The organism is Ruegeria pomeroyi DSS-3 (assembly GCF_000011965.2).
Lineage (GTDB): Bacteria > Pseudomonadota > Alphaproteobacteria > Rhodobacterales > Rhodobacteraceae > Ruegeria_B > Ruegeria_B pomeroyi.
In genome coordinates this window covers 1,223,088-1,244,283 of record NC_003911.12, presented here as the reverse complement: position 1 = coordinate 1,244,283, position 21,196 = coordinate 1,223,088, and the positions used below count along the sequence as shown (strand labels likewise).

Here is a 21,196-nt window from a genome sequence, read left to right as displayed (position 1 = left end):
TTTGCGGCGCGTCACGTCGCGAACGGAACAGACGCACCCCCGACCCGCCGCCACCATCGCCCCGTTACCGGGGCAAGGGGCAAAGGGCATGCGTTATTCGACAGGGGTCATTCTGGTGGCAACCGCCGCGATGCTCTGGTCGCTGATGGGCCTTGCCATCCGCGAGATCGAAGTGGCCGGAACCTGGGCGATCCTGTTCTGGCGTTCGGCGGCGATGGTGCCCGCCCTGCTGGCCTTTTTTGTCTGGCGCAAACGCAAGCCGATCCTGCCCGCGCTGCGCGCCACCGGCCGGGCCGGGCTGATGGCGGGCTTTGGCCTGGTGGTCGCCTTTGCCGGCGCGATCTTTGCAATCCAGTCCACCACCGTGGCCAATGCCGTGTTCCTGTTCGCCGCCTCGCCCTTTCTGGCCGCCGCGCTCAGCTGGGTGGTGTTGCGCGAAACCGTGCGGCGCGCCACCTGGGCCGCCATCGCCATCGCCCTGATCGGCCTGGTGGTGATGGTGCGCGAGGGGCTGGCGCTGGGGGCGCTGGCGGGCAATCTGGCCGCGCTCGCATCGGCCATGGGGTTTGCACTTTTCACCCTGTCGCTGCGCTGGGGGCGGCTGGGCGACATGATGCCCGCCGTCGCCATCGGCGGCATGCTGTCGATGATGGTGGCGTTGGGAATGCTCGGGCTCACCGGCGAGCCGCTTTTGGTGCCTGCGCGCGACATCGCCATCGCCATGGCGATGGGCGCAGGGCTGCTGGCGGTGGGTATGGCGCTTTACACCATGGGCAGTCAGGTCGTGCCCGCCGCCGAACTGACGCTGATCACCATGATCGAATCCATGCTGGCCCCCGTCTGGGTCTGGCTGCTGCTGGGCGAAGAGGCCAGCGCCGGCACGCTCTGGGGCGGCGCGATCATCCTGGGCGCCGTGGCGCTCAACGCGCTCAGCGGCATGCGGCGCAAGCCGGTGATGCCACCGATGGCCTGACCCCCGATCACCTGCCCCCTTGCCAAATCGCGCGCGGTACGGCACCCCCGGGCAGATGCAGTTGAACACGATCATCCTGGGCGCCGGTGCCGCCGGCATGATGTGCGCGGCCCATGCGGGACCGGGCACGCTGGTGCTCGACCATGCCCGCGCGCCGGGGGAAAAGATCCGCATCTCGGGCGGTGGCCGCTGCAACTTCACCAATATGTATGCGGAACCCGAGAACTTCCTGTCGCAGAACCCGCATTTCTGCAAATCGGCGCTGGCCCGCTATACCCAGTGGGATTTCATCGACCTGATGAACCGCCACCACATCGCCTGGCACGAAAAGACGCTGGGCCAGCTGTTCTGCAATGGGTCGGCCAAACAGGTCATCTCGATGCTGCTAAGCGAGATGGAGCGCGCCGGAGCAACGCTCTGGCTGTCGACGACCCTCAAGGACCTGTCCCATGCCGATGGCCGCTTCTCCCTCACGGTCGAGCGTGAGGGCCGGACCGAACACCTGAGCGCGCGCAACCTGGTGCTGGCCACCGGTGGCAAGTCGATCCCCAAGATGGGCGCCACGGGGCTGGCCTATGACATCGCGCGCCAGTTCGGCCTCGGTGTCACTGAAACCCGCGCGGGCCTTGTCCCCTTCACTTTCCCCGAGAGTCGTTTTGCTCCGCTTGCCGGGCTTTCTTTACCCGCCCGCCTGTCGAACGCGCGCGCCACGTTCGACGAGGCGCTGCTTTTCACCCATCGCGGGCTCAGCGGCCCGGCGGTGCTGCAACTCTCCTCCTATTGGCGCGAAGGTGAGGAGATCGCGATCGATCTGGCCCCGGATCAGGACCTGTTCGCCGCGCTGCGCGACCAGCGGCAAGCCGCTGGGCGCCGCGACCTGACCACCGAACTGGCCCGCCACCTGCCCGCCAGGCTGGTCGAGTTCCTGGCACCACAACTGGGCCTCAAAGGCCGTCTTGCCGACCAGTCCGACAGCGCGCTCCGCGCGCTTGCCGAGACGCTGCGTGACTGGCGCCTGACTCCTTCGGGCACCGAAGGCTACCGCACTGCCGAGGTCACGCTGGGCGGGATCGACACCGACATGCTCGACTCCCGCACGCTCAGGTCGAAATCGCAACCCGGCCTCTACGCCATCGGCGAGGCGGTGGACGTCACCGGCTGGCTCGGCGGCTATAACTTCCAATGGGCCTGGTCCTCGGGCCACGCCGCCGGCACCGCGATCGCCAAAACGCAGCGCTGAGTGCAAGCGCCGATTCGAGGCTCTGCCTCGCGCTCCGGAGTATTTGCGGCGAAATGAAGCCCGGACAGTCCCCATATGTTCATTTCGCTCAAAATACTCCGGGGGAGTCACCGCAGGTGACGGGGGCAGCGCCCCCTACCCGTCCAGACGCTTTTGAACTTCGGCCATGAAATCTTCACCACGGCGTTCGAAATTGTCATATTGATCGAAGCTGGCCGCAGCAGGAGCCAACAGCACCGTATCGCCCGGCTCCGCCTCGGCCATGGCGCGGGCGACCGCTTCGTCCATGGTGGTGCAGACCTCGCTCTCGACCTCCAGTTGCAGCGCGAAACCGGCGGCCTCGCGCCCGATCACATAGGCCTTCAGAACCTCTGCCAAACCACCGTTCAGCGCCGCGATACCGCCCTCCTTTTGCAAGCCGCCACAGATCCAGCGGATCCGCTTGAACGCGCCCAGCGCCTTGAGCGCCGCGTCCACATTGGTGGCCTTGCTGTCGTTGACATAGGTGACCCCGCCCGCCTCGGCCACGATCTGGCTGCGATGCGGCAGGCCCGGATAGCTGCGCATCCCCGCCTCGATCGCCTTGGGGCTCAGCCCCAGCGCCCGGCAGGCGGCATAGGCCGCACAGGCGTTCTGGTGGTTATGCGCCCCCGGCAGGCCACGAATGTCGCGCAGGTCGATGGAGCCCGCCTGCCGCCCCTTGCGGTACTCGCTCAGATACCCCTTGCGCGCAAACACCTGCCAGCCCGGCCCGGTCAGCTTGCGGCTGACCGAGACCCGGATGACCCGGTCATCGCCCGGCCCTTCGGACATCTGGCCCGCCAGATACAGCCCCTCGGACTCGTCCACCCCGATCACCGCCCGATCCGGCCCGCCCTCGGCAAAGAGCCGGCGCTTGGCCGCGAAATACCCGCCCATGCCGCCGTGGCGATCCAGATGGTCGGGCGAAAGATTGGTGAACACCGCCACATCCGGCGTCAACGCGCGGGCCAGATCGGTCTGATAGCTGCTGAGTTCCAGCACCACGACCGAGCCCTCCTCTCCCGGCTCGATATCCAGCACCCCGCGCCCGATATTGCCCGCCAGTTGCACGGGCCGCCCGGCCTCGCTCAGGATGTGGTGGATCAGCGCCGAGGTGGTCGACTTGCCGTTCGAGCCGGTCACCGCCACCACGCGGGGCAGCGTGTCGAACCCGTCCCATTCAGGCCCCGCGAACGACCGGAAGAAGAGGCCGATATCATTATCCACCGGCACCCCGGCCTCCAGCGCGGCGGCCACCACCGGGTTCGGCGCGGGATAGAGATGCGGGATGCCCGGCGACACGATCAGACAGGCGGTATCGTCCCGGACGCCCTGCTTGCGCAGGTCGCGGATGGTGAACCCCTCGCCCTCGGCCGCCTCGCGCGCCGCCGGGTTGTCATCCCAACACAGCGCCTCGGCGCCGCCCGCGCGCAAGGCCCGCGCCGTGGCCAGACCCGAGCGGCCCAGACCCAGAACCGCCACATTGGCGCCCGCAAACCCTTTGACCGGGATCATGCCCGCCCTCCCTCAAACCCGTTTCGCGCCACCCTGTACCCGGTCAGGGGCGGATTGCAAGCGGGGCTAGTCGGGCTTTTCCGAGAGAAATAGCTCCAGATTTGCCCGTACGGTCTGCGTACTCGGATGCTCCACCCCCAGCGCCTTTTCACATATCTCCAAGGCCTGGCGGTACAGTGGCTCGGCCTCGTCATACCGTTCGGTCGAATCCAGCAGTCCGGCAAAGTTGTTGAGGCGGGTGGCATAATCGGGATGCGCCTCCCCCAGAGTCCTGTGTGTGATCTCAAGCGCTTGACGGTAAAGTGGTTCGGCCTCCTCGTACCGTCCCGTAGCTTTGAGCAACACAGCCAAGTTGTTGAGGCGGATCGCAAAGTCAGGGTGCTCCTCCCCCAGAGTCTTTTGCGTGATCTCAAGCGCTTGGCGGTAAAGTGGCTCGGCCTCCCCATATCGCTCCGTCGTTCCAAGCAACTCCGCCAAGTTGTTGAGGCGGGTGGCATAGACGGAATGCGACTCTCCCAGCGTCTTGCTTGTGATCTCTAGCGCCTGACGGCAAAGCGCCTCGGCCTCTTCAAACCGCAGCATATCTTGCAATAATCCCGCTAAATTGTTTTGGGCAGTCGCGTAACGATAATGCTCCTCACCCACCACCTTGCCGATTATTGTCATTGCTTCACGGTAGAGCGGTTCTGCCGCCTCATACCGCCCCCTATCGTGAAGTAGGCCAGCTAGGTTTAGAAGATCTATCCCGTAGTCAGGGTGTTCTAAACCAAGCGCTTCGCGATCAATTTCGAGAGCCTGACGATATAGCGACTCAGCTTCATCATATCTTGCGGTCGCCCGAAGAACTTCCGCCAAGTTGTTAAGTCGCGTTGCATACCCGGGATGATTGAAACCATGTTTCTCGGGAAAACTCACCAATACCTGTCTATAGATCGCCTCTGCCTCGGTAAATCGCGCCTCCGCCAAGTAGCGGCCAGCTACTTCAAGCGCTTCGTTCTCGTAGTCATACCCGCCTACAGCACTGAGCCTTGAGAGAGTAAAGGCAGCTTTATCAGTCAGCGCCTTTCCGTTCAGTCCAGTGGCCCTGGACAGAGTTTCTACATAGCCTTTGTCGGACACCAAGACCGTGCGAAGGATCGCATCAAGGTCTTCTCTATCTGTATCACTCATCATGGGCGATGACATCGGCAACTACCAGTTTGGCAAATTTCTCGCTAACATCTTCAAATTCCAGTCCCTCTCGCGACAGGTAGTCCTTGATGATTTCTTCGGCCAGCTTGAGCTTCTTTTCTTCTCCAATCCCCCTGTTCAGCAGAGACTTGGAAATGTTCTTGGCTTCAAGTTCCAGGACGTCGATATCTTCGCGCAGACAATGCACGCGCACTTTCACTGTAGGTGGAATCTTTGGGGGCTTTCCATCAATGCGCATGAGCATTACTGGCTCTGTCGCATTGAACGCTTGACCAAAAAGGTTCGGACCCTCCGCCGGATTGAAAGACCAACGATTGTTGCCTTCGCTGTCAACCGAGTGTTCGACCAAAGTTCCGCTGTGGCGAATTTCCCGTGTAGAGTTTTTCTCAACCGCTCCGGCAGCTTTTCCAGTCGCCTTGAATTGAGCGCCACCTGACACCCCGGTAGGCTTGACGTTGGCTTCGACCGAACCCTCGACCGAGCCTTCCAGTTCGGTCTTTCGAACCTCTGTCAGCTTCGCTTCCATGTTCAGACGATCGCGACGAACCCGAGAGCGCGGCACATTGATTGGCGCCTCGGCGATTACCACGATATCCGCCTTTTTCAGCCGCAGTTTGAAGCGAACCGATTGGCTGGGGTCGCCTCCGAACACTGCTTCCTGAAACCTGACATGCAGGAAAAGATCAGATTGCTGGTCTTCCTCTGAAAAACCAGTATACCACGCCTCGATCGAAACTATTTCACCGAGAGACTTCTTAAAGTTCGAGGTCATTGTAACTCCTGAATCAACTCAGAGTTTCTTCAAGAACCAAGAAAAGTCCAGCCAAAGCTATTTTTTCCATCCCGTACAAAACGGTCAATCCCCCTCGCAGAGCAGGGACAAAACGGTCAATTCGGTGTACGAAAGGCCCGCCTCAGCGGACCTTGAGTGTGGCCAGCCCGATCATCGCCAGGATCAGCGAGATGATCCAGAACCGGATCACGATGGTGGGTTCGGCCCAGCCCTTTTTCTCGTAATGGTGATGGATCGGGGCCATCAGGAAGACCCGCTTGCCGGTGCGTTTGAAGTAAAGCACCTGGATGATGACACTCAGCGCCTCGACCACAAAAAGCCCGCCGACGATGGCCAGCACCAGCTCGTGCTTCGTCGCGACCGCAATCGCGCCCAGCGCGCCGCCCAGCGCGAGGGAGCCGGTATCGCCCATGAACACGGCCGCAGGGGGCGCGTTATACCACAGAAAGCCCAGCCCGGCGCCAAACAGCGCTGCGGTGAAGATCAGGATCTCTCCGGTCCCCGGCACGTAGTGCACGTCGAGATATTCGGTGAAATCGACCCGCCCCACCGCATAGGCGATCACGCCCAAAGTCGAGGCCGCGATCATCGCGGGCATGATCGCCAGCCCGTCCAGCCCGTCGGTCAGGTTGACCGCGTTGGCCGAGCCGACGATGACGCAGATCGCAAACGGCACATAGAGCAGGCCCAGATTGATCAGTGTGTCCTTGAACACCGGCAGCGCCAGCTGGTTCTGCAATTCGGCCGGGTGGTTGTAGCTGGCCCAGAGCGCGGCGATCACCGCGATGATTACGCCCAGCGCCAGCCGCATCTTGCCCGATACGCCCTTGGTGTTCTGTTTCGACACCTTGGCATAGTCGTCGGCAAAGCCGATCAGCGCATAGGCCAGCGTCACGAACAGCACCATCCAGACAAACGGGTTGTCCCAGCGCGCCCAGAGCAGCGTCGAGGTCAACAGCGCCCCCACGATCAGCAGACCGCCCATGGTCGGCGTGCCCGCCTTGGAGAAATGCCCCTCGGGGCCGTCGTCGCGGATCGGCTGGCCCTTGCCCTGCTTGCGGCGCAGCACGTTGATCAGCGGGCGCCCGAACAGGAACCCGAAGATCAGCGCCGTCATGAAGGCCCCGCCCGCGCGGAAGGTGATGTAGCGGAAGAGGTTCCAGACATCCCCCCCGTCCGACAGGGCGGTCAACCAGTATAGCATGCGACGGCGTCCTTGTTACGTTTCCGACTGTTTCGATCCGGCCCCATGGCCCATTTCACGCAGCCCGTCAACAAGACGGGCCAATCCCATGCTGAGCGAGCCCTTGACCAGCACCGCATCGCCCGGCGCGACCAAGGCGGGCAGTTCGGCCAGCATCTCAGCGCCGGTCTCGGTCCAGCGCCCGCGTTTTGCCTCGGGCAAAGCATCGAACAGGGCGCGCATCAGCGGCCCGATGCAATGGACCTGGTCGACCCGCTCCATCGCCGGCAGCGCGGCCAGACCGGCATGCAGCGGCAGCTCCTCGGGACCCAGCTCCTTCATGTCGCCCAGAAACGCGACCCGACGGGTGCCCGGTGTGCCCGCCAGCACCTCAAGCGCGGCCCCGACCGAGGTGGGGTTGGCGTTATAGCTGTCGTCGAACAGGGTCACCGGCCCGCCCGCGAGAGATATCGTTTCACGCGCGCCGCGCCCCTTGTAGGGCGTCCAGCGCTCCAGCCCTTGCAGCGACTGCCCCGCATCAGCCCCCAGCGCATCGCAGCAGGCCAGGGCACCCAGCGCGTTCATCGCGAAATGCGTTCCCGCCGATTGCAGGGTGAAACTGACGGGGCCAGCCGGAGTGTCGGCGCGGGCATGGGTCATCCCATCCGCCACCTCGACCCCGGTCAGGCGATAGTCTTGCGCGGCACGCCCGAACGAGAGCTGCCGGGCGCCCCGAGCAGCGGCGCGCAGGATATCCGCCTCGGCGATATCGGCGTTAAGCACCGCCACGCCGCCGGGTTCCAGCCCCTCCATGATCGCGGCCTTCTCGCGCGCGATACCTGCCACGTCGTCAAAGGCCTCCAGATGCACCGCCGCGACGGTGGTGACCATCGCCACATGCGGGCGGGCCTGGCGGGCCAGCGGAGCGATCTCGCCGGGATGGTTCATGCCGATCTCGATCACCGCAAATTCGGTGTCGCGCGGCATTCGCGCCAGCGTCAGCGGCACGCCCCAGTGGTTGTTGTAGCTGGCGACACTGGCATGGGTGCGACCCTGAGCACCAAGCATGGCGGCCAGCATTTCCTTGGTCGAGGTCTTGCCGACACTGCCGGTGACCGCAACCACCCGCGCCTGTGCGCGGGCGCGCCCGGCGCGGCCCAAAGCTTCAAGCCCGGTCTGCACGTCATCGACCAGCAACAGCCGCCCGTCCTCACCCACGCCTTCGGGGATGCGCGAGACCAGCGCGGCGCCCGCGCCCTTGTCCAGCGCCTGCGCCACAAAGTCATGCCCGTCGCGGGCGGCGGTCAGCGCGACGAAGAGATCGCCGGGCGCAATGGTGCGGGTGTCGATCGAGATGCCGCTGACCTGCCAGTCGCCCAGGGCACGGCCCCCGGTGGCCTCGGCGGCCTCGGCTGCGGTCCAGAGGGTCATGCCAGCCGTCCTTCCAGTGCGGCCACCGCGATGCTGGCCTGTTCCACATCGTCAAAGGGCAGCACCTGGTCGCCCACAACCTGCCCGGTCTCATGTCCCTTGCCGCAGATCAGCAAGGCATCGCCGGGTTCCAGCGTGTCGACACCGCGCAGGATCGCCTCGGCCCGATCGCCCACTTCGGTGGCACCGGGGGCGCCCTGCATCACGGCGGCGCGGATCAGGGCGGGGTCCTCGCTGCGCGGATTGTCATCGGTGATGATGACGATATCGGCATTTTCCACCGCAGCCTTTCCCATCAGCGGGCGCTTGTACGGGTCACGGTCGCCGCCGGCACCGACGATGGCCACCAGACGCCCCATCACATGCGGGCGCAGCGCCCTGAGCGCAGTGGCGACCGCATCAGGCGTATGGGAGTAATCGACAAAGACCGCCGCGCCATTGGCGCGGGTTGCGGCCAACTGCATCCGGCCCCGGACAGTGCCCAGATGCGGCAGGGTTTCGAACACCCGTTCGGGCGCACCGCCGCTGGCGATGACCAGCCCGCAGGCCAACAGGATGTTTTCCGCCTGGAAACCGCCGATCAGGTCAAGCCGCGCCTGATAGGCCTTGCCCCGCCACGAGAACAACAGGTCCTGCCCGGTGGCGTCGAACCGCTGGTTGGTCAGGCTCAGATCGCAGGGGCCGCGCCCGACGGTCAGCACGTTCTGGCCGCGCGCGGCGGCAATGGCGCGCATCTCGGCGCCCTTGGGGTCGTCCATGTTGATCACGGCCACCCCGTCAGGCGGCAGCACACGGCGGAACAGCCCCGCCTTGGCCGCGAAATAGGCCTCGAAGGTTTCGTGATAATCCAGATGGTCCTGGGTGAAATTGGTGAACCCGGCAGCCTTGAGCACCACCCCATCGAGCCGCCGCTGTTCCAGCCCGTGGCTGGAGGCCTCCATCGCCGCATGGGTGACCCCGTTTGCGACCGCCTCGGCCAGACAACGATGCAGGGTGATCGGTTCAGGCGTGGTATGGGCCAGCGGCGCGGTCCAGGCGCCCTCGACCCCGGTGGTGCCGAGGTTGACCGCATCATGGCCCAGCTCGGTCCAGATCTGGCGCACGAAGGTCGAAACCGAGGTCTTGCCATTGGTGCCGGTGACCGCGACCATGGTGGCAGGCTGCGCCCCGAACCACAGCGCGGCCGTCAGGGCCAGCGTCTGGCGCGGGTCCTCGACCACCACCAGCGCCGCCTGCGAGGCGGCCAGTTCGGCGGCCGCGATACGGGCGCCCTCGGCATCGGTCAGGATGGCGCTTGCGCCCATCCGCAGGGCGTATTGGATGAAGTCTCCGCCATGCACCCGGCTGCCGGGCAGGGCCGCGAACAGGAACCCCTCGCGCACCAGACGGCTGTCGACCGCCAGCCCCGAAATATCGGGGTCACGCCCGCCCCGGGCGGTCAGCGCCAGTTGGCTCAGTCTGCGTCGCGTGTCGCCCATGGCGCCCTCACCTCATGTTCAGTTCGAGGTGAGCGTATAGCCAGCCCCCTGCCCGGGCTCAAGCTGTGGCCTGAGACCCAGAAGCGGTGCGACCCGGCCGATCAGTTCGGCGGCCACCGGCACCGCGGTCCAACCGGCGGTGCGGCGCTTTTCGCCATAGGCCAGGATCGAGGGTTCATCCAGCGTCACCACCAGAACGTATTTCGGGTCCGAGGCCGGGAACAGGCTGGCAAATGTGGCGATCACCTTGTCGTCGTAATAGCCGCCGCGCGGTTTGGGCTTGTCGGCGGTGCCGGTCTTGCCGCCCACCTGATAGCCCGGCACCTCGCCAAAGCTGGCGGTGCCGCTGGTGACCACCTTGCGCAGCATCGCCCGCGCCTGACGCGCGGCATTTTCCGACATCACCCGGGGACCGTATTGCGGGCCTTTCTGTTTCAGCACCGTGGGGCTGACATATTGCCCGCCATTGGCGATGGCCGCATAGCCCGCCGCCAGATGCATCGGGCTGGTCGACAGGCCATGGCCATAGGAAATGGTGACGGTGCTCAGCTCGCCCCAGGTCTTGGGCTTGAGCGGCTGCCCGCCCGAGGCCTCGACGATCTCGAACGGGGTCGGGTCGAACATGCCGAGGCTGTTCAGGAAGGCCTGCTGACGCTCGGCCCCGATCTGCAGCGCCAGCCGCCCAGTGCCCCGGTTCGAACTGTGCACGATCACGTCGGCGATGCTGATCTTGCCGTAATTCTTGTTGTTGAACTCGCCGATCGGGAACTTGCCGATCCGCATCGGCCCCGAGGTGTCGATGATGGTGTCGGAATTGACCAGCCCCAGATCGACCGCCTGCGCGGCGGCGAAGATCTTGAAGACCGAACCCAGCTCGTACACCCCCTGCACATAGCGGTTGAACAGCGGGCTGTCCGAAGGGTCAAAGCCGCTGGTGGGCGGGCGCGGCCGGTCATTGGGATCGAAGGAGGGCAAGGAAGAGGCGGCCACCACCTCGCCCGTATGCACATCCATCAGCACGGCCGAGGCGCCCTTGGCGCTCATGATCTTCATGCCGCCGTCCAGCACCTGTTCCATCGCCGCCTGCACCGTCAGGTCCAGCGACAGCTGAAGGGGCTTGGCGCCATTGGCCGGATCGCGCAGATAGCCGTCGAACTGTTTTTCCACGCCCGCAACGCCGATCACCTCGGCCGCGTCGACGCCCTCGCGGCCAAAGCCCGCGCCGCCCAGAACATGCGCGGCCAGGCGGCCATTTGGATAAAGCCGCATCTCGCGCGGGCCAAACAGCAGACCGGGATCGCCAATGTCATGCACCGCCTGTTTCTGCTCGGGGCTGATGCGTTTCTTGATCCAGATGAACTTGCGCTTGCCCGAGAAGTCGCGCACCAGCCGATCCTTGTCCAGATCGGGGAAGATGCGGACAAGCCCCTCGGCGGCGGCGACCGGGTCGACCATCAGCGGCGGCTGAGCATAAAGCGAATGGGTCTCGAAATTGGTGGCCAGCAGCCGGCCCTCGCGGTCGACGATATCGGCCCGCTGCGCGGCGATGGTGGCGCCGGTGGCGCTGGCCAGCGGTTCCTGCGCCTCGGACGAGGCCAGCATGCCCATGCGGGCACCGACCACCGAGAAGGCACAGAAGAAGAACACGCCCAGCACCAGCAGCCGCCCCTCGGCGCGGGCGCGCGACCGGTCCTGCATCTCTTCATGCCGCAGGCGGATGTTCTCGCGTTCGATCAGATCCGGGTTCTCGCCCTTGGCGCGGGCATGCAGGACACGGGCAAGCGGGCGCAGAGGGGTGCGGATCATGGCTGTTGCTCCGGCGGCAGGGTTCCGGCGTCCGAGAAGTTCGACACGTCGATCCCGTTGATGATCGGCAGGGCGGGATCCTCGGCATACATGATTTCCGAGACCCGCCCGAACTGGTCGGCGCGCATGGGCAACAGGCCCAGACGCTCGAAGTTCAGGTCGGCCAGCTCGCGCAGCCGGTCGGGACGGTTGAGATAGGCCCATTCGGCACGCAAGACGCTCAGCCGGACCTGGGCCTCGCCGATCTGGCGTTGCAGGCGCTGGGTGTCTTTCAGCACTTCCTGGGTGCGGTAATTCTCCTGATAGGCCCAGAGTGCCAGCCCCAGAACCGCCAGAGCGGTCAGCACATAGATCACACTTCTCACCGCGTTCCCCCCTTGAGTTGCGGCATGCCGATGGATTTGGCATCGACCGCGCCCGCCGGCGCGTCGGTGCGCAGCGCGACCCGCAGCTTGGCAGAGCGCGCGCGCGGGTTCTCGGCCAGTTCCTGATCGTCGGGGCCGATGGCCTTGCGGCTCAGCAGTTCGAATTGCGGCGCGTCCTCGACGGTTTCGGGCGCATAGCGGTTGGCCCGCCCGCTGCGTCCCGCCCGCGCCTGGAGGAAGCGCTTGACCATCCGGTCCTCGATCGAATGAAAGGTGACGACCGCCAGCTTGCCGCCCGGTTTCAGCGCCCGTTCAGCGGCCATCAGCCCCTCGAACAATTCGTCATATTCGGCATTCACCGCGATGCGCAGCGCCTGAAAGCTGCGGGTGGCGGGGTGGGACTGGCCCGGCTTGGGACGGGGCAGACAGCTTTCGACGAGAGCGGCCAGTTGCAGCGTCGTTTCGATCGGCGCCTCGGCGCGCGCCTTGACGATGGCCCGCGCGATGCGGCGGCTGGCGCGCTCTTCGCCATAATGAAACAGGATATCGGCCAGATCGGCCTCGGTCGCGGTGTTGACCAGATCGGCCGCACTCGGCCCCTCCTGGCTCATCCGCATGTCCAGCGGTCCATCCTTCATGAAGGAAAACCCGCGCTCGGCCAGATCGAGCTGCATCGAGGAGACCCCGAGATCGAGCACCACGCCATCGAGGTCGCTGGCATATTCGTCCATGCGGGAAAACACGCCCTGCTGCATCACCAGCCGGTCGCCATAGTCTTTGGCCCAACCCGCCGCCAGTTCAAAGGCCAGCGGATCGCGGTCCACCGCAATGACGCGGTCAGCCCCGGCGGCCAGCAGACCACGGGTATAGCCCCCGGCGCCAAAGGTGCCGTCCAGCCAGATCCCCGATACCGGCGCCACCGCCGCCAGAAGCGGGCGCAGCAGAACGGGGATGTGAGGGTCGTCAGAGGGAGGGGCAGCGGTTCGGGACATGACCTCAGCTGCCCCCGGCACCGTCGAGATATTGCATCGGATCGAAATCCTCGGGCAGCTCGTCCAGCCACTCCTCGGCTGCGGCCAGCTCTTCCTGGTCATAGGTGGCCGGGTTCCAGATCTGGAACGTGTCGCCCGCGGCGATAAAGAAGGCCTCGTCTTCCAGCGCGATCTTGGTGCGCAGCTTGGCGGGCAGTACCAGGCGCCCGGTCTCGTCGACGCTGGTGGGAAAGGATTGTCCATGGAACATGCGCTGGAGCATCTTGCGCTCCATCGAGCCGCGCGGCAGTGCGTCGATCTTGGCATCGACCTCGTCGATCGCCTCCATCGTGTAGCATTCGAGGAACTTGCGGCGGTGGTCGCCGTAAACGATCACCAGCTCGGGGTTGCCGCCGGATTGCCAGTTCGGGTCGCCCGCCTCCAGAACACGGCGAAACGAGGCGGGAATGGACACCCGCCCCTTGCTGTCAACCTTATGGTTGCTTTCGCCTCTGAACCTGCGCGCCAAGCTGACTGTCCCTTTCGCCTGCGCCCCAATTGAATTTCCGTCCCCAGAAACGAGAAAACGGCGGGTTGATCTGCTGCCACTGATCAACCCGCCGCCTTAGCCCGCTTTGCGGGGTGTCCGACTGCACGCGCCACCTGGGGGGATGTCTGCTCGCTCGCGCGCCGGATCTCTTGGTTCGATGAAAGCGAAGTGCCTGTATGAAACCTTGTTATTCTTGGTTGGGGTCGTTTGGTGCCCCTGTCGCCTCGTCCTCATCGGATGAACAAGGGATGCCATGGGAAAACATGGAAATCAACACCAATCTGCGGGTCTCGATTCTATACAGATGAGAACATTTTAAGAACAAAATCAAGATATCGCACCCTGACCCACGATAATTAGACAGAAGTGACCATCGTTACCCTAGATATAGACAAAATTGACCCCTCCCAAAATTTCCCCTGAATTCCCAAAAAATTTCTACATCTTGGGGAGAACGCGCAAATGTTCTTGTTATGTTTCGATTTCCCTCGCGAATCACCCACCAAACCATGTTGTTTCCGCGTTGAATCGGCCGATACGATATTCCCTCCCACGAATTCCCATAAAGGCGCACCATCTCTCCGTCCGCGCGCCCGGCACGGCCGAGTCGGAACACAGGCCGGACCGTCAGCGGTTTTTTTCGCGCTCAAAAACAATTCACGCCGCGTAAGTCTCAGCCGTTCGCCCTTGGGTGGTTTTCTTGCCCGAAAATACACCTACTGTCGCCGGTCGGCGAAACATCAATAAAATATGGACCTTTCGGCGATTCCCGAACTTATCCAACCAATCTATGCACTTGCTGCATAGCAGCATTGAATCGAAGAGCTATTGTGCACCTGCAGCAATCACCTATCTTCAGCCTCAAGCAAGCGCCACAACACGGCGCAAACCAAACGGATACGGATGATGACCATGGCTGTGACGAGCGAACATAGCACCCTGAAAGGCCACCACGGCCTTGGCGTTCTGGCGCTGATCGAAGCCGCGCGGAGCCGGTTTGCCCAGCATCGCGTCTATCGCCAGACGGTGAATGAACTGTCGGCGCTGTCCGGTCGGGAACTGGCCGATCTGGGCCTGCACCGGTCGATGATCAAACGCGTCGCCCTGCAGGCGGCCAAGGAATACACGGCGCGCTGAGCGCCACGAGTTTTCGGAATCAGGCCCTTCTCCTCCTCCCTGGGGCCTGAGACTACGCGGCGGCATCCTCCTCCTCCCTGATGCCGCCGCACTAATACCGGCAAAGAAAGCCGGACGCGGATACACCGGGCTCTCCTCCTCCCTGCCCGGTGTAGAAAGCGCGCGGCGGTGCTCTCCTCCTCCCTGCACCGCCGCGACCCTCATACCGGGCGATGGTCCGGAACGGATACATTCGGGCGCCTCCTCCCTGCCTGGATGTTGCAATGAACGGCGGTGCCCCCTCCTCCTCCCTGGGCGCCGCCGTTTTTTCGTTTGAACGGCCTTCATGTCGCGGACAAAGGCAGCTTCTGACGCATTCCGACGCTTCGACATTCCTGCTTGCTGCTTCTATCCTGAGCAGGAAGACCCCATATCGAGGCGCATCAGCATGAAATTCATCCATCTGACCGACATCCATCTGATGCCCCCGGGGCAGAGCGTGAGCGGCAGCGATCCCATCGAAAAGCTGTCAAAGGTGTTCGAGGACATCGCCACATGGCATTCCGATGCCGAATTCTGCGTTGTCTCGGGCGATCTTGCCGATCTGGGGGACAGGGAGTCTTATGAATGGCTGCGGCAGCGGTTGGCGCATTTCCCGGTTCCGGTCTTCCTGATGCTGGGCAATCATGATGTGCGCGAGACCTTCATAAGCGTCTTTCCCGACCATCCGCGCGATGCAAACGGGTTCATCCAGCATGCCCATACGGCCGGAGGAGCGCGGTTCCTGTTTCTCGATACCCTGACCGGCGGGCCGGATATCCATGACGGAGAGCTGTGCAACGACCGGCTGGCCTGGTTCGCGGCCGAGCTAGAGCGGGCGGGCGACATGCCGGTCTATGTGTTCCTGCATCATCCGCCCTTCGACATCGCGATCCCCTATGTCGACGAGATCAAGCTGCGCCAGCCCGACGCATTCCATGCCGCGTTGCAGGCAGGGCGCAACATCCGCCACATCTTCTATGGTCACGTACACCGCACCACCTATGTGAACTGGCGCGGCTATCCGTTTACCTCCTTGCCCAGCACCAACCACCAGGTGCCGCTGATCCCAGAGCGCGAGGGCCAGGAACACAGCGCCGAGCCTCTGGCCTATGGCGTCGCCACCATCGAGGGCGATCAGTTCACCCTGCATGTGGACCATTACCTGGGCAAGCCCGGCGCCTAGATGGAGCTTTTGTGGATCCTGATGGTCCTGCTGTCCGCGGTGACCCATCCGTTGCGGGATCTGACGCTGAAGGGGGTGGCCCATCCGGTGTCCTGCTATACCGGCGTCTGCCTGTCCTGGGTGGTCTTTGCCGGGGCGCATATGGTGCTCGGCGGACAGGGCGCCGCCCTGCCCGCGCAGGTCTGGCCGCTGGTGGCGGTCTCTGGGCTGGGACTGACGGTCTATTATTACGGCACCTTGTCGGCACTGCGGCGCGGCAACCTGTCGGCCTATTACCCGATCGTGCGCTCCTCTCCGCTCGCGATCGCCGCGCTCAGCTGGCTGGCATCCGGGCAGAGCTATTCCTGGGCGGCGCTGTCGGGAATGGCGCTGATCATCCTGTCCGGGCTGATGATCCAGCGGGGCAACGGGCGGCTGCTGGACGATCCGCGCGCCTTTGCCATGGCGCTGATGGCCATGCTGGGTTCAGCCGCCTATTCGATCTCGGACGCCACCGCGATGCAAGCGACCACCAGCGCGCCCTTCCTGTTCTGGACCTATGCCCTGGTTACGCTGGCGATGACGGCACTGCGCGCATGGGAGGATCGGGGCAGCTCGGCGCCGCTTTTGGGGGTGGTGCGTGGATGGGTGCAAAACCCCTGGCGCATCCTGTTTGCCGGCCTGTCCTCTTACCTGTCCTACCTGCTGATCCTGCGGGTCTTCCAACTGGGCGCCGAGGCGGCGGCGGTCAGCGCGGTCCGGCAGGTGTCGATCCCGGTTTCGGTAATCCTGGCGGCGCTGGTACTGAAAGAGCCGCGCGGCCTGCGCCGCCTGGGCTGGGCGGTGCTGATCGCCATCGGCATCGCGATGATCGCGCTGCAATAGGCGGCAGGCCGCGCGCGCTCAGAACGGAACGTCGTCGGGCGCGCAAAGAAAGCGGGCCACCACCTTCTTCAGACCGGCCTTATCGAACGCGACCTCGACCTTGTCCCCTTCGACCCCGACCACGCTGCCATAGCCGAATTTCTGATGAAAGACGCGCGCGCTCAGGGTGAAGCTGGCCACCGCGGCAAGGTCGATCACCGTATTGCGGCTTTCGCGCGGTTGCGAGAGGCCATGCTGGCCCTGACGCGCCTGGAGCCGTTTCCAGCCGGGCGAGTTATAGCCATCGGCGGCAGCTGCACGACTCTCGATACCCGGCGAACTCAGACCACCGCCATAAAGGCCGGGCGGGGTCAGCACCTCGACATGATCCTCGGGCAATTCGTCGATGAACCGCGAAGGCAGCGCGTTCTGCCACTGGCCGAACACCCGCCGGTTGGCGGCAAAGGAGATGGTACAGACCTCCTCGGCGCGGGTGATGCCCACATAGGCAAGCCGCCGCTCCTCCTCGAGCCCCTTGAGGCCGCTTTCATCCATCGAGCGCTGCGAGGGGAACAGCCCGTCCTCCCATCCCGGCAGGAAGACGGCGGGAAACTCCAGCCCCTTGGCCGCGTGCAGCGTCATGATCGAGACCTTGGCGCCGCCGCTGTCCTGTTCGTTGTCCATCACCAGGCTGACATGTTCCAGAAACCCTTGCAGGTTCTCGAAATTGTCGAGCTGGTTGACCAGTTCCTTGAGGTTTTCCAGCCGCCCCGGCGCCTCGGGCGTCTTGTCGTTCTGCCACATGGCAGTATAGCCGGATTCGTCCAGGATCACCTGCGCCAGCTCGATATGCGACATCTCGGGCGCGCCGAACTGGATCGGCGCGGCGCCGTCCTCGATCACCGAGTCGTCGTCGATCTCGATCCGTGGCCCGCGCGTCAGCGCGGCCCAGCGGGCCAGCCCGTCGGTCAACTCGCCCAGCGCCTTGCCGCCCTTGCCCTTGATCAGGCCGTTCTCCACCGCGATCCGGGCGCCCTCGACCAGCGAGACTCCGTTCTCGCGCGCGACGGCGCGAATGGCCTGTTGCGCCTTGTCGCCAAGGCCACGCTTGGGCGTGTTCACAATCCGCTCAAAGGCGAGGTCGTCCTCGGGGCTGGTGACCAGCCGGAAATAGGCCATGGCATCGCGGATCTCCATCCGCTCGTAGAAACGCGGGCCGCCGATCACCTTGTAAGGCAGGCCGATGGTCAGGAACCGGTCCTCGAACGCGCGCATCTGATGCGCCGCGCGCACCAGGATCGCCATTTCATCCAGCGAGATCGGCCGTACGCCCCGTGTGCCGCCCTGCATCGCCTCGATCTCTTCGCCGATCCAGCGGGCCTCTTCCTCGCCGTCCCAATGGCCGATCAGGCGGACCTTTTCGCCCTCTTGCGCATCGGTCCACAGCTCCTTGCCCAACCGCCCCTCGTTGCCACGAATGACGTTGGAGGCCGCCGCAAGGATATGCGGGGTCGAGCGATAGTTCTGTTCCAGCCGCACCACATGGGCGCCGGGAAAATCCTTTTCGAACCGCAGGATATTGCCCACCTCGGCACCGCGCCAGCCATAGATCGACTGGTCGTCATCGCCCACGCAACAGATGTTGCGATGCCCGCCCGCCAACAGCCGCAGCCACAGATACTGGGCGATATTGGTGTCCTGATACTCGTCCACCAGCACATAGCGGAACCAGCGCTGATATTGCTCCAGCACATCCGGGTGGGTCTGGAAAATGGTCACCATATGCAACAGCAGGTCGCCGAAATCGACCGCGTTCAACTCGCGCAGGCGGGTCTGGTACTGGGCATACAGCTCGGGTCCGCGATGGTTATAGGCGCCGGCCTCGGCGGCGGGCAGCTTGTCGGGCGTCAGCGCCTTGTTCTTCCAGCCGTCGATGATATTGGCGAGCAGCCGCGCGGGCCAGCGCTTGTCGTCGATATTGGCGGCCTGCACCAGCTGCTTGAGCAGGCGCAGCTGGTCGTCGGTGTCGAGAATGGTGAAGTTCGATTTCAGATCGACCAGCTCCGCATGCCGGCGCAGCAGCTTGACACAGATCGAATGAAAGGTGCCCAGCCAGGGCATGCCCTCGGCGGGCTGGCCCAGCAGGCGGCCGACGCGGTTCTTCATCTCGCGCGCGGCCTTGTTGGTAAAAGTCACCGCCAGGATCTCGTTGGGCCGGGCCCGGCCGGTCATCAGCAGATGCACGATGCGCGCGGTCAGCGCCTTGGTCTTGCCGGTGCCCGCGCCCGCCAGCATCAGCACCGGACCGTCCAATCGCTCCACCGCCTCGCGCTGGGCGGGGTTGAGGTCGTCCAGATAGGGCGCGGGACGCGCCGCCATGGCGCGCGCGGAAAGCGAGACGCCTTCAAAGGCATCCATGTCGTCATAACTGCTCATGGGGGCAAATTACGCCGGAACGGGGCCGAGGGGAAGGGTTTGTTCACGGCTTGTTCACAGGTTATTTCGGTTTTCCGCCGGGTTTCGCAGAAAGTTTAAGGATTTTGCCGGATCATGCGGCGCATCTGTTAACGACTTTGTAAATCCGGGCGCCGAGCCTCAGACAGGTTCAGGCGCGCGGGAGAGCAACGTGACACAGAAGGCATTCGCCAGTTGGCGCTTACGATGGCTTGGTCTGGTCCTGTTTCTATGCGCGATGGTCGCTGTCGCCGCCTGGTCGGTGTTTCGCCTGCCGGTGCCGGTGGTCGACCGGATGATCGAGGCGGATATCCGCAAGCAGGCACAGCTGTGGTCGCGTGGAATCACCATGCATCTGGACCATCTGTCGGAAACCTTCGCCACCGGCGCTTTGGACGAACATGACATCGAATTCCTGATGCTGATGCCCAACACCTCGGACGCCTATCGGCTGACGTTGCTGGCTGCGGATGGGCGGGTGATCTGGTCCACCCGCGAGGATGAGATCGGCACGCTGACGCAGGACGCGCCCTTTTTCGACGTGGTGGCGCGCGGCGGAACACATTTCACCCTGTCCGAACGTCCGATCACCGAGGTCGATGGGCTCTTGCCGGTTGACGAGCCGGTGCAGACCGGCAGCCTGCGCTGCATTGCCGAGGTCTATACGCCGGTGATGTTGAACGGACAGTTTCTGGGGGCGCTGAAATTCTATGCCGATGTCAGCGAGCGCCGGCAGACCTTTGCCAAGCGGTTGCAGCTGGTGCTGGCGGCGCTCAGCAGCTTTGCCCTGTTGACCATGTGCATAACGATGCTGGTGATCTATCGCACCAACCGCGCCCGTTTCGCGGCACTGCAATCGCGATCCGAAACCGAACGCACGTTGATGGACGAACAATTGCGGCTGGCGCGCGAGGTGCGGCTGCTGGGCGAGTTGAACGAATGGCTGCAATCCTGCCGCTCGCTGGAGGAGCTGTTCGCGATGGTGTCGCGCTTCATGGAACATATCCTGCCCGATGCCGAGGGCAGTCTCTATGTCTATTCCAACTCGCGTGATGTGCTGGATGGCAGCGCCGGTTGGAATGGCGGGGCGTTCAAGGATCACATCCACCCCGAGGCCTGCTGGGGCCTGCGCCGCGGGCGCTCTTATGAATATGGCGCATCCGAGGTGGATTTCGTCTGCGACCATGCCGAACCGCATGATGGCCGGCCCTATTTCTGCTTCCCGGTGTTGGCGCATGGCGAAACCGTCGGCCTGATGCATCTGCGCGCCCAGCCCGGGGCCGAGGCGGAATTCTCCGCCAGCAAGCGGCTGGCGCAGATGTGTGCCGAACAGATCAGCATGGCGATCGCCAATGTGCGGATGCGCGACCAGTTGCACGACCAGTCGGTGCGTGACCCGCTGACCGGCCTGTTCAACCGGCGCCACCTGACCGAAACCCTGCGCAAGCAGTTGCTGCATTGCCAGACGCGCGGCGGCCGGCTCAGCCTGATCGCGGTCGATGTCGATCACTTCAAGAAATTCAACGACACCCACGGCCATGATGCCGGCGACATGGTGCTACGCGCGGTCGGCGCGGCGTTGGAGCAGGCCTGTGACCGCGACGAGGTGGCCTGTCGCATCGGCGGCGAGGAATTCATGCTGGTGCTGCTCGACTGCGCGCCCGAGGATGCGCTGACCCGCGCCGAATTGCTGCGCCAGTCGGTCGAAGAGGTGAGTGTCCGCTATGGTGAAAAGACCTTGCCGCGGGTGACCATTTCGGCCGGGGTGGCGCATTACCCGCGCCACGGCACCATGCCCCAGGACCTGATGCGCGCCGCCGATGACGCGCTTTACGAGGCCAAGGGACTGGGCCGCAACCAGGTGCGCGTCGCACAGTCGCCGGGAACGGACCCGCGCGAGGCGCAGGCCGCCAAACCGGCAAAAGCAAAGGACCCCAAGACGCCCGAAGGGAAATTCGCCGCCGAATAGCACCGGAAACGTGGCCTCTGCCCCGGCTCTGCCGCAGTGCAGAAAAAATCTGCGGAAATGGCACATCCGGGA

General features: G+C 64.2%; 17 protein-coding genes. 6 read left to right on the top strand and 11 right to left on the bottom strand.

Going from position 1 to position 21,196, the window contains the following annotated elements:
* The first annotated feature begins 88 nt into the window (after positions 1-88).
* Positions 89-973, top strand: a complete 885-nt coding sequence (locus SPO_RS06025) for a DMT family transporter (protein ID WP_011046932.1) — start codon at positions 89-91, stop codon at positions 971-973.
* Positions 974-1,028: 55 nt separating this feature from the next.
* Complete coding sequence (locus tag SPO_RS06020) at positions 1,029-2,213, top strand: NAD(P)/FAD-dependent oxidoreductase (protein ID WP_044028005.1); 1,185 nt, start codon at positions 1,029-1,031, stop codon at positions 2,211-2,213.
* 135 nt (positions 2,214-2,348) lie between these two features.
* Here SPO_RS06020 and murD read toward each other — a convergent pair whose 3' ends face one another.
* The 10 genes from murD to mraZ form a co-directional block, all read right to left on the bottom strand.
* A complete protein-coding gene (murD, locus tag SPO_RS06015) occupies positions 2,349-3,749 on the bottom strand; it encodes a UDP-N-acetylmuramoyl-L-alanine--D-glutamate ligase (RefSeq protein ID WP_011046930.1) in 1,401 nt (466 codons plus the stop codon).
* A gap of 66 nt (positions 3,750-3,815) precedes the next feature.
* On the bottom strand, positions 3,816-4,919 hold the full coding sequence (locus SPO_RS06010; RefSeq protein WP_158454161.1) for a tetratricopeptide repeat protein: 1,104 nt from the start codon (positions 4,917-4,919) through the stop codon (positions 3,816-3,818).
* Positions 4,912-5,712 (bottom strand): hypothetical protein, encoded by an 801-nt coding sequence (locus SPO_RS06005; RefSeq protein WP_011046928.1) that lies wholly within the window; start codon positions 5,710-5,712, stop codon positions 4,912-4,914. The genes SPO_RS06010 and SPO_RS06005 overlap by 8 nt, the downstream gene beginning before the upstream one ends.
* Before the next feature lie 142 nt (positions 5,713-5,854).
* A complete protein-coding gene (mraY, locus tag SPO_RS06000) occupies positions 5,855-6,937 on the bottom strand; it encodes a phospho-N-acetylmuramoyl-pentapeptide-transferase (protein WP_011046927.1) in 1,083 nt (360 codons plus the stop codon).
* 15 nt (positions 6,938-6,952) lie between these two features.
* Positions 6,953-8,347, bottom strand: coding sequence for a UDP-N-acetylmuramoyl-tripeptide--D-alanyl-D-alanine ligase (locus tag SPO_RS05995; protein WP_011046926.1), 1,395 nt, complete (start codon positions 8,345-8,347; stop codon positions 6,953-6,955).
* Positions 8,344-9,825 carry a UDP-N-acetylmuramoyl-L-alanyl-D-glutamate--2,6-diaminopimelate ligase gene (locus tag SPO_RS05990; RefSeq protein WP_011046925.1) on the bottom strand — a complete coding sequence of 494 codons (1,482 nt, stop codon included), beginning with the start codon at positions 9,823-9,825 and terminating at the stop codon, positions 8,344-8,346. Before SPO_RS05990 ends, SPO_RS05995 begins: the two co-directional genes overlap by 4 nt.
* An 18-nt stretch (positions 9,826-9,843) precedes the next feature.
* Positions 9,844-11,631 carry a peptidoglycan D,D-transpeptidase FtsI family protein gene (locus tag SPO_RS05985; RefSeq protein WP_011046924.1) on the bottom strand — a complete coding sequence of 596 codons (1,788 nt, stop codon included), beginning with the start codon at positions 11,629-11,631 and terminating at the stop codon, positions 9,844-9,846.
* Complete coding sequence (ftsL, locus tag SPO_RS05980) at positions 11,628-11,996, bottom strand: cell division protein FtsL (RefSeq protein ID WP_011046923.1); 369 nt, start codon at positions 11,994-11,996, stop codon at positions 11,628-11,630. The genes SPO_RS05985 and ftsL overlap by 4 nt, the downstream gene beginning before the upstream one ends.
* Positions 11,993-12,988: a 16S rRNA (cytosine(1402)-N(4))-methyltransferase RsmH gene (gene rsmH / locus SPO_RS05975; protein ID WP_011046922.1), complete on the bottom strand. Its 996-nt coding sequence runs from the start codon at positions 12,986-12,988 to the stop codon at positions 11,993-11,995. Before rsmH ends, ftsL begins: the two co-directional genes overlap by 4 nt.
* A gap of 4 nt (positions 12,989-12,992) precedes the next feature.
* Positions 12,993-13,496: a division/cell wall cluster transcriptional repressor MraZ gene (mraZ, locus tag SPO_RS05970; RefSeq protein ID WP_011046921.1), complete on the bottom strand. Its 504-nt coding sequence runs from the start codon at positions 13,494-13,496 to the stop codon at positions 12,993-12,995.
* A 933-nt stretch (positions 13,497-14,429) separates the two neighbouring features.
* Here mraZ and SPO_RS05965 point away from each other — a divergent pair.
* The 3 genes from SPO_RS05965 to SPO_RS05955 all read left to right on the top strand — a co-directional run bounded on the left by SPO_RS05965 (position 14,430) and on the right by SPO_RS05955 (position 16,722).
* Positions 14,430-14,654, top strand: a complete 225-nt coding sequence (locus SPO_RS05965) for a DUF1127 domain-containing protein (RefSeq protein WP_011046920.1) — start codon at positions 14,430-14,432, stop codon at positions 14,652-14,654.
* A gap of 427 nt (positions 14,655-15,081) precedes the next feature.
* Positions 15,082-15,858 carry a phosphodiesterase gene (locus SPO_RS05960; RefSeq protein WP_011046919.1) on the top strand — a complete coding sequence of 259 codons (777 nt, stop codon included), beginning with the start codon at positions 15,082-15,084 and terminating at the stop codon, positions 15,856-15,858.
* Positions 15,859-16,722 (top strand): EamA family transporter, encoded by an 864-nt coding sequence (locus tag SPO_RS05955; protein ID WP_011046918.1) that lies wholly within the window; start codon positions 15,859-15,861, stop codon positions 16,720-16,722.
* Positions 16,723-16,740: 18 nt separating this feature from the next.
* Here SPO_RS05955 and SPO_RS05950 read toward each other — a convergent pair whose 3' ends face one another.
* On the bottom strand, positions 16,741-19,137 hold the full coding sequence (locus SPO_RS05950) for an ATP-dependent helicase (protein WP_030003192.1): 2,397 nt from the start codon (positions 19,135-19,137) through the stop codon (positions 16,741-16,743).
* Positions 19,138-19,327: 190 nt separating this feature from the next.
* On the opposite strand from SPO_RS05950, the gene SPO_RS05945 reads away from it, so the two are divergent.
* Positions 19,328-21,124, top strand: a complete 1,797-nt coding sequence (locus SPO_RS05945; RefSeq protein WP_011046916.1) for a sensor domain-containing diguanylate cyclase — start codon at positions 19,328-19,330, stop codon at positions 21,122-21,124.
* The last annotated feature ends 72 nt before the right edge of the window (positions 21,125-21,196 follow it).

What these genes read in the sequence shown, in the direction of transcription:
- SPO_RS06020 (WP_044028005.1), top strand. Translation starts at nt 1,029, where the DNA reads ATGCAGTTGAACACGATCATCCTGGGCGCCGGTGCCGCCGGCATGATG.
- SPO_RS05950 (WP_030003192.1), bottom strand. Translation starts at nt 19,137, where the DNA reads ATGAGCAGTTATGACGACATGGATGCCTTTGAAGGCGTCTCGCTTTCC.
- SPO_RS05960 (WP_011046919.1), top strand. Translation starts at nt 15,082, where the DNA reads ATGAAATTCATCCATCTGACCGACATCCATCTGATGCCCCCGGGGCAG.
- rsmH (WP_011046922.1), bottom strand. Translation starts at nt 12,988, where the DNA reads ATGTCCCGAACCGCTGCCCCTCCCTCTGACGACCCTCACATCCCCGTT.
- mraY (WP_011046927.1), bottom strand. Translation starts at nt 6,937, where the DNA reads ATGCTATACTGGTTGACCGCCCTGTCGGACGGGGGGGATGTCTGGAAC.
- SPO_RS05955 (WP_011046918.1), top strand. Translation starts at nt 15,859, where the DNA reads ATGGAGCTTTTGTGGATCCTGATGGTCCTGCTGTCCGCGGTGACCCAT.
- SPO_RS05965 (WP_011046920.1), top strand. Translation starts at nt 14,430, where the DNA reads ATGGCTGTGACGAGCGAACATAGCACCCTGAAAGGCCACCACGGCCTT.
- SPO_RS06010 (WP_158454161.1), bottom strand. Translation starts at nt 4,919, where the DNA reads ATGAGTGATACAGATAGAGAAGACCTTGATGCGATCCTTCGCACGGTC.
- SPO_RS06025 (WP_011046932.1), top strand. Translation starts at nt 89, where the DNA reads ATGCGTTATTCGACAGGGGTCATTCTGGTGGCAACCGCCGCGATGCTC.
- SPO_RS05995 (WP_011046926.1), bottom strand. Translation starts at nt 8,347, where the DNA reads ATGACCCTCTGGACCGCAGCCGAGGCCGCCGAGGCCACCGGGGGCCGT.
- SPO_RS05990 (WP_011046925.1), bottom strand. Translation starts at nt 9,825, where the DNA reads ATGGGCGACACGCGACGCAGACTGAGCCAACTGGCGCTGACCGCCCGG.
- SPO_RS05985 (WP_011046924.1), bottom strand. Translation starts at nt 11,631, where the DNA reads ATGATCCGCACCCCTCTGCGCCCGCTTGCCCGTGTCCTGCATGCCCGC.
- SPO_RS06005 (WP_011046928.1), bottom strand. Translation starts at nt 5,712, where the DNA reads ATGACCTCGAACTTTAAGAAGTCTCTCGGTGAAATAGTTTCGATCGAG.
- murD (WP_011046930.1), bottom strand. Translation starts at nt 3,749, where the DNA reads ATGATCCCGGTCAAAGGGTTTGCGGGCGCCAATGTGGCGGTTCTGGGT.